This window comes from Methylobacterium jeotgali, assembly GCF_022179345.1.
In the GTDB taxonomy this organism is placed as follows: domain Bacteria; phylum Pseudomonadota; class Alphaproteobacteria; order Rhizobiales; family Beijerinckiaceae; genus Methylobacterium; species Methylobacterium jeotgali.
In genome coordinates, this window is the sequence record NZ_BPQR01000048.1 from 15365 (window position 1) to 34368 (window position 19004).

The following is a 19004-nucleotide window of genomic DNA, read 5'->3' on the forward strand; positions in this document are numbered from 1 at the left end:
GCGTATCAAGAATGCGGCAGACTGCCGCGTTCTTGTCACGGATGCACAGCCCTGGCTTGCACGCAGGCCCGGGCGCCCGTCCTGATCCGTGCCGCATGCCGGTGGATCGGTCCGCGCGGGCCCGCTACGATCCGGGCTTTCGCAGGATCGCCGATCCCCTTGAGCCCCATCCGCCCGCAGGTCCGCCGCCTCGACCCCGTGCTCGTCGACCGAATCGCCGCGGGCGAGGTGGTCGAGCGCCCGGCCTCCGCCGTGAAGGAGCTCGTCGAGAACGCGCTGGATGCCGGCGCCCGCTCCGTCGAGGTCACGATCGAGGCCGGGGGCCGCCGGCTGATCCGGGTCGTCGACGACGGCGCCGGCATGAGCGCGGCCGACCTCGCGCTCGCCGTCGAGCGGCACGCCACCTCGAAGCTGCCCGACGGCGACCTCTCGCGGATCGCCTCCCTGGGCTTCCGGGGCGAGGCGCTGCCCTCGATCGGTGCCGTGGCCCGCCTCTCGATCACCACCCGCACCGCCGAGGCCGAGAGCGGCGCGAGCCTCACCGTCGACGCGGGCCTGCGCGGCGAGGTCCGCCCGTCCCCTGCGGCGCGGGGCACGCGGGTCGAGGTGACGGACCTGTTCGCCGCGACCCCGGCCCGGCTCAAGTTCCTGAAATCCGACCGGGCCGAGAGCCTGGCGGTCGGCGACGCGGTGCGGCGGCTGGCCATGGCCAGGCCCGGCATCCGCTTCAGCCTGCGCAGCGAGTCCGGCAGCCCGCTGGTGCTGCCGGCGGAGACGGAGCCGGAGACGGGCCCCCTGCGCCGCCTCTCCGCGGTGCTGGGCTCGGACTTCGCGCCGAACGCGCTGCCCGTCGCCATGGCCCGCGAGGGATTTTCGCTCTCCGGATTCACCGGGCTTCCGACCTACCACCGGGGGGCGGCGACCCACATCCATTTCAGCGTCAACGGCCGCCCGGTGCGCGACCGGCTGCTGCTCTCGGCGGTGCGCGGCGCCTACGCCGACACCATGGCCTCGGACCGCCACCCGGTGCTCGGGCTCGCCATCGCCTGCGATCCCGGCCTCGTCGACGTCAACGTCCACCCGGCCAAAACCGAGGTGCGCTTTCGCGACCCCGCCCTGGTGCGGGCACTGATCGTCAGCGCCATCCACGACGCCCTGCGCCGGGCTGGCGCCCGCGCCTCCACGGCCGGCGCCGCCCGGGCACTCGACGCCCTGCGGCCGGGCGGCGCCTTCACCGGCTGGCACGGCGGCGCCGGCCGCCGGCCTCTCGCCGGGCACCTGCCCTCCGTCGGCGCTCCCCACTCGGGCTGGCGCCCCGGTCCCTCGACGGGGACGACGCCCCCTCCCGAGGCGGCGATGGCTTTCGCGGCGGCCGGCGGCTTCGCGGAGGAGGCGCCGGCGCTGTTTTCGGGCGGCCTCGCCCCGCCGGCGGCGGAGATCCGCGCGCCCGAAGGCGTCGGGACGGCGCCTCAGGAGGCGCTGTCGGAGGCCCCCCTCGGCGCGGCCCGGGCCCAGATCCACGAGACCTACATCCTGGCCCAGACCCGCGACGGACTCGTCATCGTCGACCAGCACGCCGCCCACGAGCGGCTCGTCTACGAGCGCCTGAAGCGCGAGCGGGACGGGGGCGGCATCGCCCGCCAGGGCCTGCTGATCCCCGACGTGGTCGAGATGGCCCCCGCCGAGGCCGCCCGGCTCTCGGCCGCCGCGCCCGATCTCGACCGGCTCGGCCTGACGATCGAGCCCTTCGGCCCCGGCGCGGTGCTGGTGCGGGCGATCCCCGCCGCGCTGGTCGGCGCCAGTGCGCGGGACCTGCTGCGCGACGTGCTCGACGCGCTGGACGAGAGCGGCCTGGAGGAGGGCGGCCTCGACGGCGCGGAGGAGCCCGGCGGCCTCGGCACCCGCGTCTCGCCGATCGCCCGCCGCCTCGACGCCATCCTCTCGCGGATGAGCTGCCACGGCTCGATCCGGGCCGGGCGCCGCCTGCGGCCGGAGGAGATGAACGCGCTGCTGCGGGAGATGGAGGCGACCCCGCTCGCCGGCTCCTGCAACCACGGCCGCCCGACCTTCGTGGAGCTGAAGCTCTCCGACATCGAGCGCCTGTTCGGGCGGCGATAGAATGGGAAACCTCTTCGCCGACCGTCCTTCGGAGGCCGCCGAAGAGATCGTCGAGACGCTGGCCTCCGGCCGCGGCGTGCGGATCGAGCGCATCGTCTCGACGGGGCAGGCAAGCCCGCCGGGCTTCTGGTACGACCAGCCCGACGACGAGTGGGTGGTGCTGCTCTCGGGCTCCGCGGTGCTGCGCTTCGCCGACGCGGACGAGCCCCGGAGGATGGCGCCGGGCGACCATCTCCTCATCCCCGCTCGCCGCCGCCACCGGGTGGAGGCGACGGACCCGGACACGCCGAGCGTGTGGCTCGCCGTGCATTTCGAGGGAGCCTGACCCGAGCCCGCGCGAGTGGGATGGCGCCAGGCGGCGCCCCTTCAGGCGACCCGGCGCAGCGACATCACGGGCCGCGCGGGGGGCTCGACCTCCGCCGCCGCGTCGCAGCCGCTCAGGACGAGCTGGCGCATGCGATCGAGGACTGTCTCGAGGGTGCGGGAGCGCGCCTCGGCGGCCTGGGCCTGCGCGTGCGCCTCCGCCGTGGCGCGCTCGGCCCGGATCTCGGCCCCCCGAGCCCGATCCTCGACCTCGCGCAGGCGCTCGGCGCAGGCGCACATCTCCTCCTCGGCGCGGGCGAGCAGCGCCTCGAAGCGCGCCTCGCGGGCGTGAAGACGCTGCGCGGCGTCGCGAATGTGCTCCGCGGTGCTCTGAACCTGATCGATCAGGGCGTCCCAGTCCTGCGAGGACAGGGGGCGTTCGGCGGCTTCCTCGGCGCGGCCCTCGGGCTCAGGAGCGGCGGGAGCGAGCTTTGCCGCGGAGCGGCGGGCAGCCTCGGCCGACCGCTCGCCGAGCAGCGTCTGGAAGCGGTCGAAGACGGTATCCTTCATTTGCATTACCCCCTCATCATGCAATCCATGATTGTGCGAAATTGATCGCGTATGGTTAACGAATGATAAAGTCACCGGCCCCGCGCGCGTCCGGCATCGGGAGGACGCGTCCCGTCGCGCGGGTGACGGCTTTTCGGACGGCCCGGTTCGGCCCCGCCGGAGCGTCGGGCGGGCTAAGCGATCCGGATCAGCCCTCGTAGCGGGCGAGCGCCACGGCCGTGTCGCCGTAGACGCGGCGTTCCAGGGGGGTGAAGCCCGTGGGCCAGGCGAGGGCGGCCTCGGCCGTCTCCTCCACGACGGTCAGGGCGCCGCCGGAGAGCCAGCCGCCCTCGGCGGCGGCGGCGAGCGCCCTCGGGGCGAGGTCGCGGCCGTAGGGGGGATCGCAGAACACGAGATCGAAGCGGCCGGCGGGGCCCGAGAGCCCGAGGCGGGTGGCGTCGCGGCGGAACAGGCGCGTCGCGCCCTCGAGCCCCAGGGCCTCGACGTTCTCGCGGATCAGGGCGCGGGCCTCCGCGCCCTCGTCGACGAGGAGCGCGTAGGCCGCGCCCCGCGACAGGGCCTCGAAGCTGAGCGCGCCGGTGCCGGCGAAGAGATCGAGCACCCGCGCCTCGGCGACGGCGTCGGCGTAGGCATGGGCGAGGATGTTGAACAGGGCCTCGCGCAGCCGGTCGGAGGTCGGCCGGATGGCGTCGCTCCGGGGCCCCGCGAGGCGCCGCCCCTTCAGAGCGCCGCCGACGATCCGCACCGCGCCCTCACGGCCCCCGGCGGGGCGGCCGGCCGCCGCCACCGCCGCTCGGACGGCCACCGGGGCGCCCGCCCGGACGGTCCCCGGAGGGCTTGAAGCCGGAGGGCCGGCCACCACGGGGACGATCGCCCCCACGCTCCTGACCGCCACGCTCGTCGCGGCCCTGGCGCGCGGGCGCCCGGCTCTTGAAGGCCCCGCCCTTGCCGCCGGCAGGCGGGCGTCCCTCGCGCTGGGGCGCGGCGTCTCCGTCGGCCCCGCGGGACCGTCCGGCGAAACCCGGCCGGTCGCCGCGACCCGTGCCGGCCGACCCGCCGCCTTCGCGGCCGCGATCCTGGAAGCGCCCCTGCGGACGCTCACGCGGCCCCTCCGCGCGGTCGCGCGAGCGCTCCCGGTCGCCGCCCGTGCCGGCGCGGGAGGGCCTGGCACCGCCCTCGCGCTCGCCCCGGCCGCCGGCCGAGGGCGCCCCGCGGGACGGGCGCCGCTCGGCTCCCTCACGATCTCCGCCCGAGCGCCGCTCGGCCGTATCGCCGCTGCGGCCGCGGAAGCCGGTGCGGACGGGCGCGGCGGGCGCCGTCTCTTCGGGCGGGCTCGCCCGCAGGCGCTCGACCACGACGCGGCGCTCGCCGGTGCGGATCGCGCCGACCCGCTCGCGGCCCCGCGCCGCCGCCGTCTCGCGCTCGGCGCGGGGATCGGCGCCGCGCCGGGGCGGGCGGGCAGAACGCCGGGCCTCGTCCTCGGAGGCGGGCGCCTCGGCGCGCCAGACCGAGCGGCGAGGGCCGGGGCCGTCGCCGCCGGTGGGCACCCGCGCCGCCTTGGGGGCGCCGCGCGTCCGCGCCGGCGCCTCGGCCGGAGCCTTCGCCTTGGGCGAGCCGAAGGGCGCGATCGCCTCACGCACGGGGCTCGCGAAATCGACGCCCGCCTGCTCGGAGAGCGTGTTGCCGAGCTGCTCCTTGAGCACCTTGGTGCGCACCTCCTCCACGAGCCCGACCTCGAGGTCGCCGAGCTGGAAGGGGCCGAAGGAGAGACGGATCAGGCGGTTCACCGAGAGCCCGAGATGCTCGAGGATGCGCTTGACCTCGCGGTTCTTGCCCTCGCGCAGGCCCAGCGTGATCCAGAGGTTGTCGCCCTGCACCCGGTCGAGGCTGGCCTCGACGGGGCCGTACTCCATGCCGTCGACGGTGACGCCCTTGCGCAGGCGGTCGAGCTCGGCCTGGGTGGTGTCGCCCCAGGCGCGCACCCGGTAGCGGCGCAGCCAGCCGGTGTCCGGATGGGCGATGACCTTGGCGAGCCCCCCGTCGTTGGTCAGGAGCAGCAGGCCCTCGGTGTTGATGTCGAGCCGGCCGACCGCGACGACGCGGGGCAGCTCGTCGGGCAGCACCTCGAACACGGTCTGGCGCCCTTCCGGGTCACGGGCGGTGGTGACGACCCCCCGCGGCTTGTGGAACAGCCACAGGCGGGTGCGCTCGCGCTCGGGCAGCGGCGCGCCGTCGACCTCGATGCGGTCGGCATCGGTGACGTTGATCGCCGGCGAGTCGAGCACCTGCCCGTTCAGGCGGACGCGGCCCTCCAGGATCATCGCCTCGGCGTCCCGTCGGGAGGCGATGCCGGCGCGGGCGATGGTCTTGGCGATCCGCTCGCCCTCGGGGGTCGGCTCCGCCTCGCCGGCCGCAGGTTCACCCTCCGTCGCAGTGGCGGCCTTGCGGGCGCCGGTCTTGCGCGGCTTGGCCCCGGCCGGGTCCTCGGCGGCGGTTGCGTCCGCGGTCTTGCCCGCCGCCTTCGCGGACGCCTTGGAGGCGGTCTTCCGGGGCTTCTCCGCCGGGGGGGCCGCCTCCGGGCCGGCGGCGTCGGTGGCCGGCGCCCAGGACTCGGCCTTGTCGGCCCCGGGCGGCGTCGGGGCGTCCGGCCCCGTCTCGTCGATGTCGCTCATGCCGGCCGCCATATCAGAGCGGCGGCCCGCGCGCGAGGCGCCTGTTGCGGCTCCGGCCGGCCCTCGGCGCAAACGAAAACCCGGCGCAAACGAAAAAGGCGGCCCCGAGGGACCGCCCTTCCGATCTCGGATCCCGAAGGATCCCGAGCGTTTCGTCAGATCCTCGGCGAACGGCCGCGCACCGCGCCGAACACCGCCGAGATCAGGAACAGGGCGATGGCGACGAAGAACACGATCTTGGCCGCCTCGACCGCCGTGCCGGCGATGCCGCCGAAGCCGAGGAGCGCCGCCACCAGGGCGACGACGAGGAAGGTAATGGCCCAACCGATCATGGCACTCTCCGCATTCTGGAGGGCGGCCTCGCCGCCCCGATGTGCCCTTCAACCGCCGAGCTTGGAAACGGGTTCCGCCCGGCGGCGAAGAGGCGGTTCGGCTCAGAGGCCGGTCTTGTCCTTGATGACGTCCTTGGTCTCGCCGACCGTGCGCTGCGCCTCGCCCTTGAGCTCCTGCGCCTTGCCCTCGGCCTGCAGCTTCTCGTTGCCGGTCGCCTTGCCGACGCCCTGCTTCACGTTGCCGGCGACCTCGTTGGCGGCGCCCTTCAGCTTGTCGGTGGTGCTGCTCATGGCTCGTCGTATCCTCTGATCTTTCGCGGCGGCGCCGCGTGTGGGACAGGAACGGGCTTCCCCGGCCGGATGTTCCGGCCATTCACATTCAGTTACGCTCTGAGGATTCGCGCCCCTTGTCCGACCGGCCGCCCCTGGACGCGCTCCCCGACCCGATGGGGCTCGCCTTCGCCGAGGCGCGGGCCGCGGCCGAGGCCGGCGAGGTGCCGGTCGGCGCCGTGGTGATGCGCGGGGGAGCGGTGCTCGGGCTCGGCCGCAACCGACCGCGCGCGCTGCGCGACCCGACGGCGCATGCGGAGATGCTGGCGATCCGCGCCGCCTGCGCGGCGCTCGGCCAGGAGCGCCTGGAGGGCTGCGACCTCTACGTGACGCTCGAGCCCTGCCCGATGTGCGCCGGCGCGATCTCGCACGCCCGCATCCGACGCCTCTACTTCGCCGCCCACGATCCCAAGGGCGGGGGCGTCGAGCAGGGGCCGCGGGTCTTCAACCAGCCGACCTGCCACCACGCGCCGGAGGTCTATGGCGGCCTGCGGGAGGCGGAGGCCGCCGAGATGCTGCGGGCGTTCTTCCGGGATCGGAGGGCTTAGCCCGCCTCAGGCCGCGGCGAGGTCCGCGGCCGTTCCCCGGCCGTGGGCGGTGTAGGACTTCACGAGGCCGAGCGCCTTCTCGCGGAACACGGTGGCGCCGGGCAGGAGCCGCTCCACCTCGCGGCCGGTGAGCAGGTGCACCTCGTCGAAATAGGCGTCGCGCTTGGCCTTGGTCGGGCGGTTCATCAGCGCCCAGACACCGAGCGGCACCAGGCGCCGGCCGAGGCTGCGCGGCAGCCAGTGCAGGCCGGGAAAGACGAAGTGCGGCTCGATCGGGAAGGCGTAGGCGGGGGTCTGGACGAAGTAGTACGTCGCCACGCGGCGGATCTCCCGGCAGAGCTGCTCGCGCTGGTCGAGGGGCACGTGCTCGATCACCGAGTTGCAGATCAAGACGTCGAAATGCCCGTCCGGGTAAGGGATGTGCTGGCCGTCGTAGAGCACGACCTTGAGGTCGTCGAAGGCGCCGGTGTGGCTGCGCGACTGGCCGTCGTCGGCGACGTTGAGGAGCGTCAGGTCGCTCGGCACGAGGTCCTTCGGCATCGCCTCCCAGAAATGGCGGGAGCCGCCGAGATCGCAGACCCGCAGGCGGGCGAGGTCGGGCATCTGGCGGCGGTAGAGGTCGCTGCGACCCCGGCGGAAATGGCCGGAGATCGTTCCGACGAAGGCGATCCAGGCGGACATGCGCAACACTCACCGTGGGCGGGCTCGCTCGGGGGCGGGCCGGGACGCTCAGTGCCCCTCCTGCAAGCCCGGCGCCGGGCCCTCAGGCCAAAAACGGGACAGCCTCTGGGGCCAGCCTGTCTAACCCCGGTCCCGTTTCCGCTCCGTTGTCCGGATTCGATCAAATACGATGCATCCGTGCGATGCGGCCGGGCGCTTGCCACAGGGACGGACCGCGCGATCTGAGGATGCGCGGCCGATCGGGCCCGGGCTCGATCGTTCGAGAGCAGGAGGCGGCATGGTCCCGGTCTACGAGCGTGCTCTCATCGTCGGCGGCGGGCCGGGCCTGAGCGCCTCGCTCGCTCAGCTCCTCGCCCGCGAGGGCCTGCGGGTCGGGATCGCCGCCCGCGACGTCGCCAAGCTGGAACCCCTGGCGCGGGAAACGGGGGCGGCGCTCCACCCCTGCGACGCGGCGGATCCGCAATCCGTCGAGAGCCTGTTCGCGGCGATGACGGGCGCGCTCGGGGGCGCGCCCGACGTCGTCGTCTACAACGCGAGCGCCCGCCTGCGCGGGCCGGTGACGGAGCTCGATCCGAGGGCGGTGGCGGACGCGCTGGCGGTGACGGCCTTCGGCGGCTTCCTCGTCGCCCAGGCCGCCGCGCGGCGGATGCTGCCCGCCCGCCACGGGGCGATCCTGTTCACGGGCGCCTCGGCGAGCGTGAAGGGGTTTGCCGGATCGAGCCCCTTCGCCATGGGCAAGTTCGCGCTGCGCGGCCTCGCCGAGAGCCTCGCGCGGGAGCTGCAGCCACAGGGCATCCACGTGGCGCACGCGATCATCGACGGGGCGATCCGCAACCCGGCCCGCGGCGGCGAGCCCGTCGAGGCGCCCGACTCGCATCTCGATCCCGAAGCCATCGCCGGCGCCTATCTGGCGCTGCTCCGGCAGGACCGCAGCGCCTGGTCGAGCGAGATCGCGCTCCGGCCCTGGACGGAGCGGTTCTGAGCTATCCCCCGAGGAAGCCCTTCAGCGCCGCGAGCGTCCCGGCCGGGTCCTCCTCCGCCATGAAGTGGCCGGTGTCGAGCTGGCATCCCTCGGCGCGGGGCGCGAAAGTCCGCCGCCAAGCCTCCAGCGCCGGCTCGGCGCCGGGCTTGTCGAGGTAGCGCCGGCTCGACAGCACCAGCACCGGCATCGGCAGGGTGCGGCCGGCGGCGAGGTCGTCGGCATCGGCCCGCGCGTCCGGCCCGTCTCGGCCCCCGGCCCGGTAGTCCTCACAGAAGGCGTGGATGCGCTCGGGCACGGTCCAGGCCTGCCGGTAGAGATGGAGCGCGCGCGGATCGAAGGCCGAGAGGTCGCCTTGACCCGACCACTGCGCCAGCAGGCCCTCGAAATAGGCGTCCGGATCGCGGCCGATCCCGGTCTCGGGCTCCGGCGCCGGCCGGGACAGGAAGCTCCAGTGCGGGTTCCTGCCCGGATCCGCGGCGATGCGCTGCCACTGGACGAGGGTCGGCACGATGTCGAGAAGCGCGAGGCGGGCGACGCGGCCGGGCTCGTCGAGGGCGAGGCGGTAGGCGACGCGGGCGCCCCGGTCGTGGCCGGCGAGCGCGAAATGGACGTGGCCGAGCCCTTCCATCAAGGCGACGACCTCCCGGCCGATCCGGCGCTTCGCGTAGGCGTCCTCCCCCGACGGGGCCGAGGACCAGCCGTAGCCCTTGAGGTCGAGGCAGATCACCCGGTGCGACCGCGCGAGGTCGGGTGCGACATGGTGCCACATCGCGTGGCTTTCGGGAAAACCGTGCAGCAGCAGGAGAGGCGGCGCATCGGGCGATCCGCCGGCCCTGGCGAAGGCTTTGCCCCAGGAATTCTCGATCCAGAGGGCCTCGAAGCCCGGAAACAGGTCATCGCTCATCGCGGATCGCCCACAACCCAACGCGTCCCACTATTGATGATCGGTTGCACCTGGAAGGGAAAGGCGCGGATTCAAGCGTTCCTGGATTGAGTTTTATTAAGCCCTCGCCGGGACGATATGGGCATCCGCCAGAGACCACCATGCCCGTCCATTTGCCCGAACACTATACCCAACAGGTCAGCTCGGACTGGTTCTGGGAGACGAACGAGCAGGCCGAGTTCACCTACCTGTCGCCGGGCTCCGAGCGGCTGCTCGGGCGGCCGGCCACGGCCCTGATCGGGCGCCGCCGGGAAGCCATCGCCCGCGCCGACGAGACCGAGACGGATTGGCAGGCCTATCGGCAGGCGATGACCCGCCGGCAGGAGTTCCGCGACTTCCTCTACCCCTACGCCCATCCCAACGGCTCGGTGCGCTGGTTCAAGATCAGCGGCGAGCCGCGCTTCGCGATGGACGGCGCCTTCCTCGGCTTTCGCGGGGTCGGCAGCGACGTCAGCGAGCAGATGCGCATCCACGAGCGGCTCGACGAGGCGCTGGACGAGCTGCGCCAATCCAACGAGCGGCTCTCCGAGCAGAACCGCCGCTTCGACGCGGCGCTCGCCAACATGAGCCAGGGCCTGTGCATGTTCGACGCCGCCTCGCGGCTCGTCGTGTTCAACGACCGCTACCGGGAGATGTTCGGCCTGAGCGCCGAGGCGCTGACCGTCGGGATGACCCAGGGGGAGATCTGCGAGGTCCTCGTCGCACTCGGAACGTACCCGCCGGACGTCACCGTCGACGGCCTCTGCGAGGGAACCCGTCTCGCCCTCGCCGGGCCGCCCGGCGTCGCCGGGCAGCGGGAGCTCGCCGACGGGCGCGTCATCGCCGTGAGCTACCGGGGGATGAGCGGCGGCGGCTGGGTCTCGACCTTCGAGGACATCACCGAGCGGCGGCGCAACGAGGCCCGCATCGCCCACATGGCGCGCCACGACGCCCTCACCAACCTGCCGAACCGCACGGCGCTGCGCGAGCACGGCATCGAGATGCTCGGCGAGGGACGCTGCGACGACGCGCCGGGCCTCGCCATGCTCTGCATCGACCTCGATCGCTTCAAGGCGGTGAACGACACCCACGGCCATGCCACCGGCGACGCTCTGCTGCGCTCGGTCGCCGAGCGGCTGCGGGCGAGCGTGCGGGAGGGCGACCTCGTGAGCCGGCTCGGCGGCGACGAGTTCGCCGTGCTGCACCGGGCCGCGGACGAGGCCGGCGCGCTGGCGCTCGCCCAGCGCCTCGCGCGGGTGCTGTCCGTGCCCTATCACCTGAACGGCATCCAGCTGGAGATCGGGGCGAGCGTCGGCGTCGCCATGGCGACGCGGGCCTCGGAGAGCGTCGAGGAGCTTCTCCAGCACGCCGACCTTGCCCTCTATCACGTCAAGAGCGCCGGCCGGGGCGCCGCCTGCGTGTTCCAGGCGGCGATGAACGAGGCCGCCAAGGCGCGCCACGCCCTGGAGCGGGAGCTGCGCGAGGCGCTGGCGCAGGGCGCCTTCGAGCTGCACTACCAGCCCCTGGTCGACCTCGGGGGCGGCCGGATCACGGGCATGGAGGCCCTGTTGCGCTGGCGCCACCCGGAGCGCGGGCTGGTGAGCCCGGGGACCTTCATCCCCCTCGCCGAGGAGACGGGACTGATCGTCCCGCTGGGACGCTGGGTGCTCGAGCAGGCCTGCCGCGACGCCGCGACCTGGCCCGCGCATGTCAGCCTCGCGGTCAACGTCTCGGCGGCGCAGCTGCGCCATCGCGGCTTCGCCGAGGGGGTGCTCGCGGCGCTCGAGGCGGCGGGGATCGGGCCGGGGCGCCTGGAGCTCGAGATGACCGAGACGGTGCTCCTCGAGGACACCGAGACCAACCTCGAGACGCTCCACGGCCTGCGCCGCGCCGGCATCCGCATCTCGATGGACGATTTCGGCACCGGCTACTCGTCGCTCGGCTACCTGCGCCGGTTCCCCTTCGACAAGATCAAGATCGACCGCTCCTTCGTGCGCGACCTGGACCGGGCGGCGGAGGCCGGCATGATCATGCGCACGCTGCTGGGCCTCGGCGCCAATCTCGGCATCGCCACGCTGGTGGAGGGGATCGAGACGCGCGCGCAGCTCGAAGCGGTCCGGGCCGCCGGCTGCCGTCAGGTCCAGGGCTACCTGTTCAGCCCGCCCCGGCCTCTCACCGAGACCTACGCGATGCTGTCCGAGCCGCCGACGGCCCTCGCCGCCGCCTGAGCGCCGCTCAGATCGCGCCGCCCTGGGCCTCGCGGGCGATCGCGCGGGCCCCGATGTCGCGGCGGCAGAAGCCGTCCGGCCAGTCGATCCGGGCGACCGCCGCGTAGGCGCGCCCTTGCGCCTCCGTGACCGTGGCGCCGAGCGCCGTCACCGCGAGCACGCGCCCCCCGTCGGAGAGGAGGCGCCCGTCCTCCTCGCGGGTGCCGGCCTGGTAGACGAACACGTCCTCCACCGCCTCGGCCCGGTCGATCCCCTCGATCGCCGAGCCGCGCACCACGGTGCCGGGATAGCCCGCCGCCGCCATCACCACGGTGAGCGCTGCGCGGCCCTCCTCGAAGGCGATGGCGACGCCGGAGAGGTCGCCGTCGCAGGCGGAGAGCAGCGCCGGCACCAGGTCCGAGGCGAGGCGCGGGAGCAGCACCTGCGCTTCGGGATCGCCGAAGCGGGTGTTGTACTCGATGAGCTTCGGGCCCGCCTCCGTCAGCATCAGCCCGGCGTAGAGGATGCCGGTGAAGGGCGTGCCCCGGGCACGCATCCCGTCGAGCGTCGGCGCGATGATCGTCTCCATCACCTCCCGCTCGAGCGCCGGGGTGAGGATGGCGGCGGGCGAGTAGGCGCCCATGCCGCCGGTGTTCGGGCCCCGGTCGCCGTCGAAGACCCGCTTGTGGTCCTGGGCGGTGCCGATCGCCACGGCGCGGGTGCCGTCGCAGAGGGCGAAGAAGCTTGCCTCTTCGCCGAACAGGCACTCCTCCACGACGATCTCGGCGCCGGGCTCGGCGAGCAGCGCCCGGGCGGCGGCCTCGGCCTGGTCGAGGGTCTCGGCGACCGTGACGCCCTTGCCGGCGGCGAGCCCGTCCGCCTTGACGACGATCGGCGCGCCGCGCTCGCGCAGGTAGGCGAGCGCCGGCTCGATCTCGGCGAAACGGGCGAAGCCCGCCGTGGGGATGCCGCGCTCGGCGCAGAGCTCCTTGGTGAAGCCCTTCGAACCCTCGAGCCGCGCCGCCGCGCGGGTCGGGCCGAAGGCGCGGATGCCGGCCGCGGCCAGATCGTCCACGAGGCCCGCGACGAGGGGCGCCTCCGGGCCGACGACGACGAGGCCGATGCCCTCGCGCTCGCAGAAGGCCCGGACCGCGGCGTGGTCGGCGACGTCGAGATCGGGCCGGTTCTCGCCGTGCCGCGCCGTGCCGGGATTGCCCGGCGCCGTGAACAGGCGCGCGCAGAGCGGGCTCTGGGCGAGGGCGCGGGCGAGCGCGTGCTCGCGGCCGCCGGAACCGATCAGCAGAATCTTCATGCGTGGCGGGTTCTTGCCGAAATGCGCGCCCGAGGGAAGCCCTCGACCGGAAGGGAGGGGACCGCTAGCCTGTGGACATGCCGCCCTCCCAGCCCACCGCCATGCCGCCTTCCGCAGAGGCGGCGGGCAACGCTCCCGAATGGTCGGTGGGCGACCTCGCCGCCGCCCTCAAGCGCACCCTGGAGGACTCCTTCGGGCACGTGCGCCTGCGGGGCGAGATCTCGGGGTTCCGCGGCCAGCACAGCTCAGGCCACGCCTACTTCTCCCTCAAGGACGGCGCCGCGCGCATCGACGCGGTGATCTGGCGCGGCACCTTCAACCGCCTGCGCCAGCGCCCGGAGGAGGGGCTGGAGGTGGTCGCCACGGGCAAGATCACCACCTTCGCGGGCAAGTCCTCCTACCAGATCGTCGTCGAGAGCCTGGAGCCGGCGGGCATCGGCGCCTGGATGGCGCTCCTCGAGCGGACGAAGCAGGCGCTCGCCGCCGAAGGTCTGTTCGCCGCCGAGCGCAAGCGCCCGATCCCCTATCTGCCCGGGATCGTCGGCGTCGTGACCTCGCCGACCGGCGCCGTGATCCGCGACATCCTGCATCGGCTGGCCGACCGCTTCCCGAGGCCGGTCCTGGTCTGGCCGGTGCGGGTGCAGGGGGAGGGGGCGGCGGCCGAGATCGCGGCGGCGATCCGGGGCTTCAACGCGATCGAACCGGGCGGCGCCCTGCCGCGCCCGGACGTGCTCATCGTCGCCCGCGGCGGCGGCTCCATCGAGGATCTCTGGGCCTTCAACGAGGAGATCGTGGTCCGCGCCGCCGCAGAGAGCCGCATTCCGCTGATCTCGGCGATCGGCCACGAGACCGACACCACCCTCATCGACCTCGCCGCCGACCGGCGGGCGCCGACCCCCACGGGCGCCGCCGAGATGGCGGTGCCGGTGCGCGCCGAACTGCTCGCCGCCATCGACGACCTCGCCCGGCGCCAGCGCTCCGCGGTGCTGCGCCGGCTCGACCGGGAGCGGGGGGACCTGCGCAAGCTCCTGCGGGCGATGCCCGGCCCGGACGCGCTGCTCGCGGGCAAGCGCCAGCGCCTCGACCTCGCCGAGGCGCGCCTGATGCCGGCGCTCGCCGCCAACGCCCGCGGGGACCGGGAGCGGCTGGCGCGGCTCGGCGACCGGCTGGCCCGACGCGCGCCCGGCGTGCTGCTGGCCGGTGCGCGCGGCGACCTCAAGGCGATCGACGGACGGCCGGAGCGGGCGCTGCGGGCGCTGCTGGCCCGGCGGGCGGATGGGCTCGACGCCCTCGGGCGGCGGCTCGTCGTGGCCCGCGCCACGACGCTGTCGCGCGCTGAGGCGACCGCCGCCCGCGCGCGGGACCGGCTGGCGGCGCTCGACGGGCGCCTGTCCGCGGCCGAGGCGCGCCTGCTGGAGCGGCGCCGGGACCGGATCGAGCGGGCCGCCCGTCTTCTCGGCTCCCTGAGCTATCGCGCCGTGCTCGCCCGCGGCTTCGCCCTGGTGCGGGACGCAGACGGCGTCCCCGTGCGCCGGGCGGAGAGGCTCGCCGCAGCTCAGGCGATCAGCCTGGAGTTCGCCGACGGCCTCGTGCAGGCGCGCACCGGCCCGACATCGGAGACCACCGCCGAGGCCGCGCCCCCGCGCCGCGCCACCCGCAAGCGCCGGAGCGCCGCGCCCGACCCGGCCCCGGAAGCGGCGGAGGCGCCGCCGGAGACGCCGGCCGCCGCCCAGGGCCGCCTGTTCTGATCGGCCCGGTTGACGGGGCCGGTCCGGTTTGCGACCGCAGGCCGGCACGGTCCGTGCCTCGGGACGCATCGCCGACTCGGGGGGAGCGTCCGGCGGGCCGACAGGAGAGAGCATGACCACCGAGATCGCCAGCGACCAGCGCCTCCACCTCGTCTTCGGCGGCGAGCTCGAGAGTCTCGACGGCGTGCGCTTCCGCGACGTGAAGGGGCTCGACGTGGTCGGCATCTTCCCCGACTACGCCTCCGCCCAGATCGCCTGGAAGGCGAAGGCCCAGGCGACCGTCGACAGCGCCCAGACGCGCTACTTCATCGTCCACCTGCACCGGCTGCTGGAGCCGTGAGCGGCGCCCGTCACGGGCCCGTGAAGGCATTGTGACACCGGGACGCCCCTGTTAAGAGCCCGCCCGGTCGGGGCGGAGTCGTGACGACCGACGCCGAAGTCGTCGACCCAAGCGCGAGCGGGCATGAAGTCCTCGATCAAGATCATCGCCGGCAACTCGAGCCGGCCCCTGGCCGAGGCCATCTGCCGCTACCTCGAACTGCCGCTGGCCAAGTGCATGGTCCGGCGCTTCGCCGACATGGAGATCTTCGTCGAGATCCAGGAGAACGTCCGCGGCGAGGACGTCTTCATCGTGCAGTCCACGTCGTTCCCCGCGAACGACCACCTGATGGAGCTGCTCATCATGATCGACGCCGCCCGCCGCTCCTCGGCGCGGCGCATCACGGCGGTGATCCCCTATTTCGGCTACGCGCGGCAGGACCGGCGCACCTCCGGCCGCACCCCGATCTCGGCCAAGCTCGTGGCGAACCTCATCACGGAAGCCGGCGCCGACCGGGTGCTGACGCTGGACCTCCACGCCGGCCAGATCCAGGGCTTCTTCGACATCCCCACCGACAACCTGTTCGCCGCCCCCGTGATGGTGCGCGACATCAAGGAGCGGCTCGCCGGGGGCGACCGCATGGTGGTCTCGCCGGACGTCGGCGGCGTGGTGCGCGCCCGTGCCATCGCCAAGCGCATCGACGCGCCGCTCGCCATCGTCGACAAGCGCCGGGAGCGGCCGGGCGAGTCCGAGGTCATGAACATCATCGGCGAGGTCGAGGGACGCTCCTGCATCCTCGTCGACGACATCGTCGATTCCGGCGGCACCCTCGTGAACGCGGCGGAAGCGCTCCTGAACGCCGGCGCCAAGGACGTCTCGGCCTACATCACCCACGGGGTGCTCTCCGGCGGGGCGGTCTCGCGCATCGCCGCCTCGCGGATGAAGGAGCTCGTCATCACCGACTCCATCCAGCCGACCCAGGCCGTGCTGCTCGCCCGCAACATCCGCGTGGCCACGATCGCGCCGCTGCTCGGCGAGGCCATCGGGCGCACGGCGACCGAGGCCAGCGTCTCGAGCCTGTTCGACTAGCGGGCGCCCGGCGGTCCCGGCCGCCGCTTCTCCACCACCGTCCACAGCGCGGCCCCCCCTGCGGGCTCCCGCTTCGTCGCGCGCCCGGCGGACGATCGGCCCGTCAGGCGCCGGCCGGCGAGGCTTGGCGGCAGGATCGTGCGAGACCGTGCACATGCGGCATGCACGCGTCGCGATATGCATAGGTATCGTGAAATATCGTTCCTAACATGCATTCAGCGCATGTGAGCGCTGTGGCATCTGGCATACCAGAGCGGCGTGTGCAGTGCGATATCAGCGTCATCGCAAACGCACCGGGGAAGCCACCGATGACCGATCTCGTCACCTACTACGTCCTCTTCGCCGCCGTCGCCGCCAACGTCTTCGCGGTGTTCTACGCCGCCGACCGCCTCAGCGGCAGCTTCAACACCCCGGCCGCCGGCGAGTTCGCCGCCCAGGGCGCGTAAGCCAAGACGATAGCGCACCATCCGATCGAAGGCCCGTCCGGCATCGCCGGGCGGGCCTTTTCGCATCTGCGAACACGCGAGCCCGAGCCGCCCACGCGGCGACATCCGCGGCCCGTGATCGGCCGCCCCGGACGAAACCCGAAACGGGGCATGGTTTTGCCACGGCCGAGCCTTAAGTGCCGCGCTTGGAAGGAAGCGGCGCCGTTGGCCGCCCGGAGGACGTGACGATGTTCGCAAGCGCGTGGCCCAGAATGACGGGGCCGAGGATGGCGGCCCTTCTCGGTCTCGCGGCCGCGGTCTGCGCCGGTTCGGCCGAGGCGGCCCAGTGCGGCAACACCGCCGCCGGCTTCGAGGCCTGGAAGCGCGAGTTCGCGGAGGAGGCCCGCGGCAAGGCGAGCCCGGCGAGCCTCGCGGCGCTCGCCACCACCAGCTACTCGCAGGCGACGATCTCCGCCGACCGGGGCCAGAAGAGCTTCAGGCTCTCCCTCGACCAGTTCCTGGCCAAGCGCGGCGGCAACGTCATCGTCAGCCGGGGCCGCGCGCAGAAGCAGGCCAACGCGGCGCTCTTCGCCTCCATCGAGCAGCGCTACGGCGTGCCGCCGGGCCCGCTGCTGGCGATCTGGGGCATGGAGACCGGCTTCGGCGCGGTGAAGGGTAACGTCAACACGCTCTCGGCCGTGGCGACGCTCGCCTACGACTGCCGCCGCTCGGCCTACTTCACCGACCAGCTCTACGCGGCCCTCACCCTGGTGGACCGGGGCGTGATCACCACCAGCACCCGCGGCGCCGCCCATGGCGAGGTCGGCCACACCCAGTTCCTGCCCAAGAACGTGCTCCTCTACGGCACCGGCGGCAGCCTCGACAGCATGCCGGTGGCGCTCGCCTCGACCGCGAATTTCCTGAAGGGGCACGGCTGGCGTGCGGGCGCCGGCTACCAGCCCGGCGAGCCGAACTTCGCCGCGATCCAGGGCTGGAACAGCGCCTCCGTCTACCAGAAGGCCATCGCCATCCTCGGCCAGCGCATCGACGGGCAGTAGCCCCGATGGAGGCGGGGGAGCAGCCGCTCGCGGAGACGGTCCGGCGGGCCGCCGCCGAGGCCCGCCGCCTCGCGGCCGCGGCCGAGCCGGGGCCGGGCGTGGCCGACCGGCTGCCCTTCGCGATGCTCGCCCGCTTCGACGCAGAGATCCGCGGCGCCCTGGAGCGCGATCCCCGCATCGAGGACGAGCGCGACCGGGTGCTCGTCCTGGCGGTCCGGCTCGGCGAGGCGCCGGCGGAGGAGGCCGGCACGGTCGAGGCCGCCCGCGCCGGGGTGATCGACGCCGTCGACTACCTCGAGCAGGCGGTGCTGCGCTTCGGCATCGTCAGCCGGCAGGGCGCGCGGGCCGGAGGCGGCACGGCCGGATCGCCGGTGGCGAAGCGGGCCTGAGCGGCCGACGCGGACAGGGCGGCCCCGGCGGGACCGCCCTGTCGATCTCTCTCGCTGAATGCATCCTCACTCGCAGACCCGGATGCGGCGGACGAACATGTTGCCGTCCTCGTCGATGATGCGGCGGCGGATCACCGTGCAGCCGTCGTCGGCGATGGCGCTCGCCGCGGCGGCGCCGACCATGCCGGCCGCGAGGCCGACGCCGAGGCCGATGCCCGCCGGACCCCAGCCGCCGTAGCCCGCCGGCTTGTAGCTCCCCGGATAGGGCTTGTAGCCGCCGACCGGAAACTTCAGGCCGCCGCCGGGGAGCTTGCCGTAGCCGCCGACGGGGAACTTGATGACGCCCGGCGCGAGCTTGCCGAAGCCGCCCGGGGGCACCTTGAGGCCGCCGGCCGGGATCTTCATGCCCCCGGCGGGGATCTTGAAGCCGGGGCCGCCGAGGCTGCCCAGCGGGAAGGCGAAGGCCGGGGAGGCGACGAGGCTGGCGACGACGGCGGCGGCGATGGCGAAGCGGGTCATGGCTCTGGCTCCTGGGATCGGGGCGGCCTCGCCGCCCGGGGTGTCTCGGACCGGACCCTCGCGGCCCGGATATGCTTTGGTCGCGGAAAGCGGCGCATCGGTTCACGGCCGGCCGCAACTTTTTTCGATTGTCTCTGACATTGGCCGGAGACTGTGGAAGACGGCCTCGACCGGTCTCGAAGACAGGTCTCGCGTGCATCCGCGCTCTTGAACCCAGTGTTCGATCGGATCGACCTCGTCTCACGGCTGCATTAGGCTGCCGGGACGGAGGATCTGCCGCCATGACGGTTCGCGCGAAGAGGGGCGGCGCCCGTGCGGGCGGAAGCGCCGGAGCCTTTCGCCGAAGGGTGCTCGCCGCCCTCGTCCTGCCCACACTGCTTCTCGCCGCCCCCGCCGCCCTGGCGCAGGTGCGGGGCGGAGGCGGCCCCGGCATCCCCGCTCGTAGCGGATACGGCGGCGGCATCGGCGGCGGCATCGGGC

Annotated in this window: 20 protein-coding genes; 11 read left to right on the plus strand and 9 right to left on the minus strand. The window is 73.9% G+C overall.

From position 1 onward, the window contains the following. Positions 1-159 precede the first annotated feature (159 nt). The gene (gene mutL / locus MFF04_RS14570; RefSeq protein ID WP_238276806.1) at positions 160-2118 is read left to right on the plus strand and encodes a DNA mismatch repair endonuclease MutL; all 1959 of its coding nucleotides are present in this window, start codon (positions 160-162) and stop codon (positions 2116-2118) included. Position 2119: 1 nt separating this feature from the next. Further along, positions 2120-2443, plus strand: a complete 324-nt coding sequence (locus tag MFF04_RS14575) for a cupin domain-containing protein (RefSeq protein ID WP_238276807.1) — start codon at positions 2120-2122, stop codon at positions 2441-2443. A gap of 41 nt (positions 2444-2484) precedes the next feature. Here MFF04_RS14575 and MFF04_RS14580 read toward each other — a convergent pair whose 3' ends face one another. From MFF04_RS14580 to MFF04_RS14600, 5 genes are all read right to left on the minus strand, one after another. Beyond that, positions 2485-2991, minus strand: a complete 507-nt coding sequence (locus MFF04_RS14580; protein ID WP_238276808.1) for a hypothetical protein — start codon at positions 2989-2991, stop codon at positions 2485-2487. 187 nt (positions 2992-3178) lie between these two features. Beyond that, the gene (rsmD, locus tag MFF04_RS14585) at positions 3179-3736 is read right to left on the minus strand and encodes a 16S rRNA (guanine(966)-N(2))-methyltransferase RsmD (protein WP_238276838.1); all 558 of its coding nucleotides are present in this window, start codon (positions 3734-3736) and stop codon (positions 3179-3181) included. Positions 3737-3743: 7 nt separating this feature from the next. Further along, positions 3744-5663, minus strand: a complete 1920-nt coding sequence (locus MFF04_RS14590; RefSeq protein WP_238276809.1) for a pseudouridine synthase — start codon at positions 5661-5663, stop codon at positions 3744-3746. A gap of 155 nt (positions 5664-5818) precedes the next feature. Continuing rightward, positions 5819-5995, minus strand: a complete 177-nt coding sequence (locus tag MFF04_RS14595) for a DUF1328 domain-containing protein (protein WP_238276811.1) — start codon at positions 5993-5995, stop codon at positions 5819-5821. Between the two features lie 102 nt (positions 5996-6097). Then, the gene (locus MFF04_RS14600) at positions 6098-6286 is read right to left on the minus strand and encodes a CsbD family protein (RefSeq protein WP_238276813.1); all 189 of its coding nucleotides are present in this window, start codon (positions 6284-6286) and stop codon (positions 6098-6100) included. Positions 6287-6441: 155 nt separating this feature from the next. Here MFF04_RS14600 and MFF04_RS14605 point away from each other — a divergent pair, with 155 nt between their 5' ends. Further along, the gene (locus MFF04_RS14605; protein ID WP_238276839.1) at positions 6442-6873 is read left to right on the plus strand and encodes a nucleoside deaminase; all 432 of its coding nucleotides are present in this window, start codon (positions 6442-6444) and stop codon (positions 6871-6873) included. Between the two features lie 6 nt (positions 6874-6879). Here MFF04_RS14605 and MFF04_RS14610 read toward each other — a convergent pair whose 3' ends face one another. Further along, positions 6880-7554, minus strand: a complete 675-nt coding sequence (locus MFF04_RS14610) for a class I SAM-dependent methyltransferase (protein ID WP_238276815.1) — start codon at positions 7552-7554, stop codon at positions 6880-6882. Positions 7555-7831: 277 nt separating this feature from the next. Here MFF04_RS14610 and MFF04_RS14615 point away from each other — a divergent pair, with 277 nt between their 5' ends. Further along, the gene (locus MFF04_RS14615; protein WP_238276817.1) at positions 7832-8536 is read left to right on the plus strand and encodes an SDR family NAD(P)-dependent oxidoreductase; all 705 of its coding nucleotides are present in this window, start codon (positions 7832-7834) and stop codon (positions 8534-8536) included. A gap of 1 nt (position 8537) precedes the next feature. On the opposite strand, the gene MFF04_RS14620 is transcribed toward MFF04_RS14615, so the two are convergent. Further along, positions 8538-9440: an alpha/beta hydrolase gene (locus MFF04_RS14620; protein ID WP_238276819.1), complete on the minus strand. Its 903-nt coding sequence runs from the start codon at positions 9438-9440 to the stop codon at positions 8538-8540. 140 nt (positions 9441-9580) lie between these two features. On the opposite strand from MFF04_RS14620, the gene MFF04_RS14625 reads away from it, so the two are divergent. After that, positions 9581-11686: a putative bifunctional diguanylate cyclase/phosphodiesterase gene (locus tag MFF04_RS14625; RefSeq protein WP_238276820.1), complete on the plus strand. Its 2106-nt coding sequence runs from the start codon at positions 9581-9583 to the stop codon at positions 11684-11686. A 7-nt stretch (positions 11687-11693) separates the two neighbouring features. On the opposite strand, the gene purD is transcribed toward MFF04_RS14625, so the two are convergent. Further along, complete coding sequence (gene purD / locus MFF04_RS14630) at positions 11694-12977, minus strand: phosphoribosylamine--glycine ligase (RefSeq protein WP_238276822.1); 1284 nt, start codon at positions 12975-12977, stop codon at positions 11694-11696. A 77-nt stretch (positions 12978-13054) separates the two neighbouring features. On the opposite strand from purD, the gene xseA reads away from it, so the two are divergent. The 6 genes from xseA (at position 13055) to MFF04_RS14660 (ending at position 18005) form a co-directional block, all read left to right on the plus strand. Further along, positions 13055-14725, plus strand: a complete 1671-nt coding sequence (xseA, locus tag MFF04_RS14635) for an exodeoxyribonuclease VII large subunit (protein WP_238276824.1) — start codon at positions 13055-13057, stop codon at positions 14723-14725. Positions 14726-14837: 112 nt separating this feature from the next. Then, positions 14838-15065, plus strand: a complete 228-nt coding sequence (locus MFF04_RS14640) for a DUF4170 domain-containing protein (protein WP_238276826.1) — start codon at positions 14838-14840, stop codon at positions 15063-15065. Between the two features lie 123 nt (positions 15066-15188). Then, positions 15189-16133, plus strand: a complete 945-nt coding sequence (locus tag MFF04_RS14645) for a ribose-phosphate pyrophosphokinase (RefSeq protein ID WP_238276831.1) — start codon at positions 15189-15191, stop codon at positions 16131-16133. Between the two features lie 308 nt (positions 16134-16441). Beyond that, a complete protein-coding gene (locus MFF04_RS14650) occupies positions 16442-16579 on the plus strand; it encodes a hypothetical protein (RefSeq protein ID WP_238276833.1) in 138 nt (45 codons plus the stop codon). 266 nt (positions 16580-16845) lie between these two features. Beyond that, entirely contained in the window at positions 16846-17616 is a 771-nt protein-coding gene (locus MFF04_RS14655; protein WP_238276834.1) for a lytic murein transglycosylase, read from the plus strand. Positions 17617-17621: 5 nt separating this feature from the next. Beyond that, on the plus strand, positions 17622-18005 hold the full coding sequence (locus tag MFF04_RS14660) for a hypothetical protein (protein ID WP_238276835.1): 384 nt from the start codon (positions 17622-17624) through the stop codon (positions 18003-18005). A gap of 66 nt (positions 18006-18071) precedes the next feature. Here the strand turns inward: MFF04_RS14660 and MFF04_RS14665 are convergent, their stop codons facing one another. Continuing rightward, positions 18072-18524: a hypothetical protein gene (locus MFF04_RS14665; RefSeq protein WP_238276836.1), complete on the minus strand. Its 453-nt coding sequence runs from the start codon at positions 18522-18524 to the stop codon at positions 18072-18074. Positions 18525-19004 lie beyond the last annotated feature (480 nt).